Origin of the sequence: Rhizobium sp. BE258 (genome assembly GCF_031457345.1) — a bacterium.
GTDB lineage: Bacteria > Pseudomonadota > Alphaproteobacteria > Rhizobiales > Rhizobiaceae > Rhizobium.
In genome coordinates, this window is record NZ_JAVDWL010000012.1 from 168,019 (window position 1) to 176,540 (window position 8,522).

Consider the following 8,522-nt stretch of genomic DNA (forward strand, 5'->3'; position numbering starts at 1 on the left):
ATGGCCGGGCGGCGCGGCTTATTTGAGCGGAAAGCCGAGCTTGCGAATAACGCTCTTCAGCACGTGCCTGCCATTGAGCGCAGCGACAGTGCCGATGCGCTTTCCGACCTGCTCGGTCCAGTCGATCCTCGGCATGGACTGTTCCGCCTGGAATGTTGAGAGCGCCTGATTGTAGTCGCCAAGAAAGGCACGATGCGCGGACGGATCGTAGCGGTTGCGATGAACGACCGCCGGCTGGGCGAGACGTGGTTTGACATCCGCAGGACGGGCGGGATCGGGATAGCCGACGGTCAGCCCGAAAACGGGGAACACCCCGTCAGGCAGCCCCAGGGCCTGCGATACCGCGTCCGGGTCGTTGCGGATGGCGCCGATATAACAGGTGCCGAAGCCAAGGGATTCCAAAGCGACGACGGCATTTTGTGCCGCAAGGGCGGCATCGATGACCCCGAGCAGAAAGCTTTCCACATAGTCGAGACCTTCGGCAGGGCCGCCCTGTTCCTCGGCGATGCTGCGCGGCCGGGCAAGATCGGCAAGCCAGACCAGGAGAAGTGGCGCTTGCGTAATCTGCCGCTGATTGCCGGCGACGGCGTTCAGCCTGTCCTTGATATCCTTGTCCTCGACGGCAATCACGCTCCAGGCCTGCAGGTTCGAAGAGCTGGCCGCCGACTGCGCCGCCGCCACAGCGATATCGATGACATCAGCCGGGACGGCCTGCGGACGATAGTCGCGGACGCTGCGGTGGGACAGGATTGCCTCGAGCGCTTCGTTCCACGGGCCCGACAGCGTCTGTCCGTTACGATAGCGGCTGGCGGCCAGTGCAGTCAGCCTGTTGTGATCCGGCGTGACAGGCGCGGACAAAGTCATTCACATCTCCTCGGGCGGTGCAGCGATGGCACGGACTGCCGGGACCATGCCCGCTCGGGCGCGGGCTTTCCAATTACAAAAGTTCCTTCAACGCTCCCGAAATAGAATATAATTTCTATAGATTATTTTTCGATCAACCTGATCTGATCGCGATGAGCACGCATGACGGCATTGGCGATGCGCTGGGGGATCTGATCGAGACCGGACGCGCCGCTTCGCGTCATCCGGCATTCCGTATCGGCGCGATCGTTTATCATCTTTTCGAGAGATATGATTGCACTCGCTGCGAAATATGCGACGTTGTCTCATTGGGACGGTTCGGCCGTCTCGATGACAATAGCCGTTTGAAATCGAGCAAAAAGCGCGCGTGAAACGCAGCGCGATGGGGAGAGAACAATGGCAGATGCAGAAATGATGTCGCAGATGACCGGCAAGGCAGGTTTCATCGCCGCTCTCGACCAGAGCGGCGGATCGACGCCTGGCGCCCTGCGTCTCTACGGCATTGCCGACAGCGATTATGGCAGCGAGGAGGAGATGTTCCGCCTCATGCACGAGATGCGCGTCCGGATCATGACCGCTCCCGCCTTCTCCGGCGATAAGGTGATCGGCGCTATCCTCTTCGAGAAGACCATGGATGGGGAAGCCAGAGGAAAGGCGGTTCCTTCGTTTCTCTGGGAGGAGCGGGGCTTGGTGCCGTTTCTCAAGGTCGACAAGGGCCTTGCTGCCGAAGAAAACGGTGTGCAGGTGATGAAGCCTATGCCTGATCTGGATGCGCTGCTTGATCGCGCCGTGAAGAAGGGGATCTTCGGGACGAAGATGCGCTCGGTGATCGCCAACGCCGACCGCGCCGGCATCGCCGCCGTCGTCAAGCAGCAATTCGCGATCGGCCGGCAGATCCTCGGCTATGGCCTGGTGCCGATTATCGAGCCTGAGGTCTCTATCAAGAGCCCGACCAAGCAGGAAGCCGAAGCTATTCTCCTCGAGGAAATCAGCCGCGAGCTGGATGCGCTGCCGTCCGGCGAGCGGGTCATGATCAAGCTGACCATCCCGACGGTTGCGGATATCTACAAGCCGCTCATCGACCACAAGTCCGTTGCCCGGGTCGTGGCGCTTTCGGGCGGATACAGCCGTGCCGACGCCTGCGAAAAGCTCAGCCACAACCACGGCATGATCGCCAGCTTCTCTCGCGCCCTGACGGAGGATCTACGGGTGACGATGAGCGACGCGGAGTTCGATTCCAGTCTCGCCAGGACCATCGACCAGATCTACACAGCGAGCGCCACGAAAATCTAGGCGCCTGCAGCAAATCTTGGCACGGGCTGCGCTGCTTCAAAAAGGAGCGGCGCAGATCCGCCGTTAATCTATCCCTTCACAGCGCCTGCAGTCATCGAGCCGGAGATTTGCCGGTACATGAGAAGGCCGAGCAAGGCGGGCGGAAGCGCGCCGAGCGCCATGACGGCCGAGGCCACGCCCCATTGCACGCCGCCGCCGCTGGCGGCGAAGAAAAAGGAGGCGCCGACCGTCATCGGCACGGCCTTGTTGGTCGTCAGCATCAGGCCGAACAGGAATTCGTTCCAGGCGGTGATGAACCCGAAGATGAATGCGGTGACGAGCGCTGGACGGATCACCGGCGTGATGACGCTGACCATCGCCTGAAGCGACGAAGCGCCGTCGATCCGTGCAGCCTCGTCGAGTTCCAGCGGCACGTCATTGATGGCGTTGACCAGCATGACGAGCGCAAGCGGGATGTTGACGATCGTCAGGATCAGGCCAAGGCCGATCTGGGTGTCGAGGAGACCCAGCCACTGATACATCATGTAAAGCGGGATCGCGAAGATGATTAGCGGAACGGCGCGCAGGTTGATCACCAGCGGCATCAGCACCCGCCGCCCCACCTCGCTGCGGGCAATCGCATAGGCTGCAGGCAGGCAGAGAAGGATCGCAAGCCCGGTTCCGAGCACAGCGGCGATCGTGCTGTTCAGCAGGTAGGAATAGATGTTGAAGCGATCCGTCTGCGTCAGGATGCTTGCATAGTTCGCAAGCGTTGGCTCGCTGATCCACAGGCCGGCATTGCTGGAAAGCTCGCGGGCGTTCTTGAACGAGGTGACGAGGGTTACGATGATCGGGAAGTTCATCGCCGCCGCGGCAATGGCGAAGACGGTCCAGCGAAGAGCGTTGATCATGTTGCTTTCCTCCGGCGCCCGGCGAGCCAGTTCAGGCCGTGAAGCACGGCAAGCGACGCGACGAAGAGCACGACCGAAGCGGCCACGGCCTTGCCGATCGAGCCATCCTTGAAGAAGGACTGATAGATATAGATGGACAGCGACGTGGTGGAGCCGCCGGCGCCGCTTCCGGTCAGCGCGTAGACATTGTCGAACACGCGGAAACCGTCGATGAAACGGATGAAGAAGGCGATGACCAGCGTCGGCATCATCAGCGGCAGGTCGATCCACCACAGGATACGCCAAGCCGATGCACCGTCGAGCGCAGCTGCCTCGCGGACATCGAGCGGAATGGCCGAATATGCGACGTAGAAGAGCAGAAAGGCGAATGGCGTCCACTGCAGCGTTTCGATGACGACAAGCGTCTTGAAGGCATTGTTGACGTCGAGAAAGGCAGGGCTGTCGCCGAACCACAGAAAAAGATAGTAGGGCACCGGTCCAGCGAATTCATGCAGCACGAGCCGGTACATCAGGCCGATCATCGCAGGCGCGACCATTAGAGGCAGCATCAGCGGGGCCATCAGAGCCGAGCGCTTCGCCAGCAGCGGCGCGAGGAAGATCGCCAGAAACAGGCCGATCACACATTCTGCAATTGCCGTCAGCATGCCGAAGCGGAAGGAAAAGAAGGTCGCCTGCCAGAAGCCGCGATCCTGGATGACTGCAAGATAGTTCCCGAAGCCCGTGATCGTGGGGCTGCGCAGATTCTGGAAGCTGACGGTCGAGACCGAATAGACCAGGTTGACGAGGGCCGGAAAGCCCAGGAAGAGCAGCAGGAAGCCGATCAGCGGCGCCAGATAAGCCCTGCCTTCGGCACGTGATACGATAGCCATTGCGGTCCGCCGGATGGGAGGGATGCCGGGCTCACCCGGCATCCGGTACAAGGTTACTTCTTGAGGAGATCCTGCATGCCGGCCTTTGTATGGGCAAGCGCATCCTCAAGGCTCTGCTGGCCCGACCAGTAGCCGGTGAATTCCCTGGCCTGCAGCTCATAGACGGAGAGTGCATTGGCCGAGGTGGCGCCGTTCATGACATAGCCGTATTTGCTGGCGAATTTGCCAAGCTTGACGAGATCGGGCCGCTCCGAAGCGATCTTCGCCACGACCTCGGGCGTCAATGCCGGCGAACCGCCGCCGCGGGCATAGGTCAACGCCGCATCTTCGGTTGCCAGCCATTTCAGGAACTTGACGGCGCCTTCCTTGTTCTTGGCATTCTTGTTGAGGCCAAGACCAAGGCCGTGGATATGATCGGCGCGGCCGTTCGGGCCGGCCGGCGGCGCGACGATGCCGGTAACGCCGGCCACAGCCGGAGACTTCTCGGCATTGGTCAGGTCGGCGGCCGCGGCGTTCCACTGCAGCGCAGTGGCTGCCTGACCGGCGGCAAAGGCGGCGTTGGTTTCCGGATATTCGTAGCTTAGCGAATCCTTCGGCGAGGCACCGGCATCATAGAGCGTCTTGTAGAGCTGCAATCCGGTCTTGTAGGCGTCGGAATCGACCGTCACATTGCCGCTGGCATCCATCCAGTCTCCACCATAGGATCGCGGCAGGGACTGGAAGACCATCATGTTGAAGAGCAGGTTCTTCATCTGCAGCACGGTGCCATAGCGAACCGGGCTATCGGGATTGGCCTGCTTCGAGAAGTAGAGTGCGGTCGCCGCCCAGTCGTCCCAGGTCCAGCTGTCTGGATCCTTCGGCTGCAGATCCTTGCCGAGAACCTTCTTGGCGAGCTCGGAATAGGTCTTCTTCGCCGCATCGTCCTTTAGCAGCGCGTCGATCAGGTCCTTGCGGTAGTACATGAAGTGAAGCGAAAGGTCGGTCGGCACGCCATACTGCTTGCCGTCGAACTGCATCGTCTTGAGAACGGAATCACCGAAGACCTTGGCGGCATCCGGTCCGAGATCGACCGGCTCCATGTAGGGCGCGTAACGGCCGATCGAATAGGTGGCGACGAGGTTGATGTCGAAGGCGCTCGAACCGGCTGCCATATCGGCCTGCAGCTTGTCGTAGAAGCCATCGCGGTTGAAGAACAGCAGTTCGACCTTGTCGGCATCGGCAGCGGTCTTGTTATAGGCGTCGACGGTCCCGCGCAGCGCCGTTTCTTCCGATCCGCCGGGCCATCCGAGCACGGTCACCGTTGCATTGGCGAGACCTGGCAGGGCGGCACTCGCAAGAAGCGCGGCGAGAGCCGGAGCGATTATCTTTTGCAGTTTCATCGTTGTTCCCTTTCTTTGTTTTGGTTTGTTCATTCGGTGGTCTTCAGCGGTGCTGCCGCGCAAGGTCGGCAACGCCGATAATGCCTGCGTGACTGCCGAGTTCAGCGGCGGCGAGCTCGGGCCTGATCCTTGATCTGAGGTCAGCGACGTGACCGCGCACCCGATCGAGATAGCCGGGAGCGAGGCCAATGCCGCCGCCGATCACAATGCGCCGGGGGTCGAACATCAGCTTGATATCCCGGCAGAGCAGCGCGACCTGGGCGGCGGATTCTTCGACGATGGCTGTCGCCCATGCCGATCCGGCCGCGGCTTCGGTAAAGACCGTGACGGCGTCCGCCTCATGTCCGGCGCGCTTCGCCTGTCCGGCGATCCAGAGGCCCGAGGTCGTATCTTCAAGAGGCTCGGCCCCATGCGAGGCGATGCGGGTCAAGCCGAAATGACCGGCAAGGCCCGGCAGAAGCTTGCCATTGGCGACGATACCGCCGCCGATGCCGGTGGAGATAGTCAGGAAGACGATATCCTCTCCCTTGCCCGCACCGAACTGGTACTCCCCCCAGGCGGCCGCCTGGGCATCGTTAATGGCTGAAACCGGCGTGCCGAGCCGGGCGGCGGAGAGTTCAATCAGCGGATAATTGTCCGGAATTCCGAGCGTCACCGGGTTCATCGCCGACCAGCAGCCATCCTCGACGAAACCGGTGACGGCAATGCCTGCATGCGAGAATTGGCCGCGCCATCCGTCAATCTCGGCGGCAATGGCGTCAAGCCAGGCGTCGGGTCCTTGATCGCGCAGCGTCGGGACCACGCGTTGGTCTATAACCTCTCGGCCCTGGACCAGAGCTGCGATGGTCTTGGTGCCGCCGATGTCGATGGCAAGCACTGGCCTGCTATTAGCCTCGCGAGCGGAAAATGCGGCCGCTACGGCCTCATGGAACCAAGCTGTCGCATGTTCCGTGCGGGTGATCGCCGAGCCGACCACGACGGCAAGGGCGCCGGCGGCAGCGGCCTGTTCAGCCTGTTCCGGCGTGCGGATGCGGCCCTCCGCGATCACGAAGGGGGTGAGTGCGCGCATGGCAGCAATCAGCGCGATATCGGGTTCGATTGGCTCCGGTCCGCCGACATAGCCCGACAGGGTCGTCCCGACGAAATCGACACCGGCGGCGAGCGCCCGTCTGGCATCCTCGAGCGAGGAACAGTCGGCCATCGTCAGCTTGCCCCTGTTCTTGGCCGCAGCAATCAGGGCATCGATCGAAGCGGGGCGGATACGGTCCGTGGCGTCGAACGCGATGATATCGGCACCGGCATCGGCAAGCGCCTCCACATCGGCAACGAAGGGCGTGATGCGCACCGGGCTGCCATCGAGATCGCGCTTGACGATGCCGATAATCGGCACGGCGACATGCGGGCGGGCAGCCTTCACATAATCGACGGATTCGATGCGCACTGCCGCAGCACCCGCGGCTGCAGCCGCATTTGCAAAACCGATGACGAACCGGGCATCATCCATCGGGCCATCGGGAACCGGCTGGCAGGAAACGATGAGGCTGTTCTTGAGGTCTTCGCGCTGCACGGGATGCTCCATCTCGGGCATCACGATATCTTTAAAATACCAGATGGCAACCAGTTTATAACTGGTATTATCGCTGCAATTCGAAGACGAAGTCGTAGACCTCGCCCTTGTACCGCGTCTCGCAGAGCTCGACGATCTGGCCGTCTGCCAGGAAGCACCGGCGCTCGGTGACAAGAAGGGGCGCGCCGGGATCGCAATTCAGGTGAACTGCGTCGTCGGCTGACGCGGCACGCGACCGCATGCGCTGGACCGCGCGCTCGGGCATGAAACCACGGTCCTGGAGAACGGTATAGAGCGATTGGTCGATCAGGTCGGGGGAGGGAACGAAGCGCACCGGGACGACCGACGTTTCCACAGCGATCGGAAGTCCGTTAGCCGTTCGAACCCGTTTCATCCGGATGACATTGGCGTTTCCGGCAATGCCGAGCGCCATCATCTCGGTGGAGGACGCACGGCTGATCTGCTTCGATATCCAAATACATCCAGGCACTTGCCCGCGGGCGCTGATGTCTTCCGAGAAGCTCGTCAGCGTCGACATCGACTTTTCGACACGCGATCCGATTTCCGTCTTCGAGCCGTGCCGGCGGCTGAGCAGTCCTTCCTGTTCGAGAAGGGAGAGGGCTTTGCGGACGGTAACCCGTGAGAGCGACAGGGAACCGGCAATCACACGTTCGCCGGGCAGCACGCTCCCGGATTGAAAGGCCTGGGTCTGGATGGCCTGTTCGATCGCCAGCTTCAGCCGCTTGTACAAGGGAATATCGAGGGGGATTTGCGCCAGAGATTTCTCGATGGCGGTGACGACCTGGCTCTCGGGCATAAAAATTCCGCCAACTTCCCTGTAAAAAATCCTCTGGACTTATACTGGTATTATCTTCCGGGCACGAAGGAATGGCAAGAGCGCATTGGCGGCAGGGGAGAGCTGACGCCGCGAAGGGAGTCAGCTCGGTTATGTTAACGGCGGAGAGCCGGGCAGCCGCGCGCATTGGCAAAGCTGATTTCATCCGGGCCGCGGCGCGTCCAGCCCTGAACGACCACGCGGCGCGGCGTGATGTCGACGACATGCGCGCGCCGGAAACCAAAGTCCCGGGCGCGGTCTTCAGCCAGGCGTGGATCGCAGCCACGCGACGGGCGGCCATAGCCGGGTGGCGGCGGGGGCGGCCTGTTCCAATCCTGTTGGGGAGCGAAGCGCGGAGGGGGTGCCCGGCCGTATTCGTCGTAATACTGCGCCGAGGCGAAGCCGGCCGTTGAAATGAAAGCGCTCACCGCAAGCAGTGCGCCAAGGGCAATTTTGGTGCGTTTGATCATGAATGGGTCTCGAATCCTGTCTTTTGCGCAGGCACGATAAAACGGCATTCGTGGCGAACTCATGGCTGGGATTGGGTGAGCGAAACGTGGGCTTGACTCAAAGCCTCTGCGGTGGCCGCTTCGAGCGACATTGCTGGGACGTCGCCGCTAACAGCGCATTATACCCTCTTGTCATCGACAGGCCCGTCATTGTCTTGGATGCTGACCTTGCAATTAGATAGTCGACCGCTAGTTCCATAAGATAGATTATGCGATTTTGATGTGTAGCCGCAAAGTTAGAATGTCCTGTTTCTGCAAAGTTGGAATGTCACACTCCCCGGGTCTGAATGACGTCTGGGAGATTGCAGATGGGATT

General features: G+C 61.3%; 8 protein-coding genes. 1 reads left to right on the forward strand and 7 read right to left on the reverse strand.

Annotation, left to right across the window (positions count from 1 at the left end; genetic code table 11):
* Nucleotides 1-18 precede the first annotated feature (18 nt).
* Nucleotides 19-864, reverse strand: a complete 846-nt coding sequence (locus J2X43_RS30690; RefSeq protein WP_112389934.1) for an NADPH-dependent oxidoreductase — start codon at nt 862-864, stop codon at nt 19-21.
* A gap of 396 nt (nt 865-1,260) precedes the next feature.
* On the opposite strand from J2X43_RS30690, the gene J2X43_RS30695 reads away from it, so the two are divergent.
* Entirely contained in the window at nt 1,261-2,157 is an 897-nt protein-coding gene (locus J2X43_RS30695; protein WP_112389933.1) for a fructose bisphosphate aldolase, read from the forward strand.
* A gap of 68 nt (nt 2,158-2,225) precedes the next feature.
* Here the strand turns inward: J2X43_RS30695 and J2X43_RS30700 are convergent, their stop codons facing one another.
* The 6 genes from J2X43_RS30700 to J2X43_RS30725 all read right to left on the reverse strand — a co-directional run bounded on the left by J2X43_RS30700 (nt 2,226) and on the right by J2X43_RS30725 (nt 8,167).
* Nucleotides 2,226-3,047 carry a carbohydrate ABC transporter permease gene (locus tag J2X43_RS30700; protein WP_112389932.1) on the reverse strand — a complete coding sequence of 274 codons (822 nt, stop codon included), beginning with the start codon at nt 3,045-3,047 and terminating at the stop codon, nt 2,226-2,228.
* Nucleotides 3,044-3,916 carry a carbohydrate ABC transporter permease gene (locus J2X43_RS30705; protein WP_112389931.1) on the reverse strand — a complete coding sequence of 291 codons (873 nt, stop codon included), beginning with the start codon at nt 3,914-3,916 and terminating at the stop codon, nt 3,044-3,046. Before J2X43_RS30705 ends, J2X43_RS30700 begins: the two co-directional genes overlap by 4 nt.
* A gap of 53 nt (nt 3,917-3,969) precedes the next feature.
* Nucleotides 3,970-5,295 (reverse strand): extracellular solute-binding protein, encoded by a 1,326-nt coding sequence (locus J2X43_RS30710; RefSeq protein ID WP_112389930.1) that lies wholly within the window; start codon nt 5,293-5,295, stop codon nt 3,970-3,972.
* 43 nt (nt 5,296-5,338) lie between these two features.
* On the reverse strand, nt 5,339-6,883 hold the full coding sequence (locus J2X43_RS30715; RefSeq protein ID WP_310301380.1) for a putative N-acetylmannosamine-6-phosphate 2-epimerase: 1,545 nt from the start codon (nt 6,881-6,883) through the stop codon (nt 5,339-5,341).
* A 46-nt stretch (nt 6,884-6,929) separates the two neighbouring features.
* Nucleotides 6,930-7,679, reverse strand: a complete 750-nt coding sequence (locus J2X43_RS30720; RefSeq protein ID WP_112389928.1) for a GntR family transcriptional regulator — start codon at nt 7,677-7,679, stop codon at nt 6,930-6,932.
* Between the two features lie 134 nt (nt 7,680-7,813).
* Nucleotides 7,814-8,167 carry a hypothetical protein gene (locus tag J2X43_RS30725; protein ID WP_112389927.1) on the reverse strand — a complete coding sequence of 118 codons (354 nt, stop codon included), beginning with the start codon at nt 8,165-8,167 and terminating at the stop codon, nt 7,814-7,816.
* Nucleotides 8,168-8,522 lie beyond the last annotated feature (355 nt).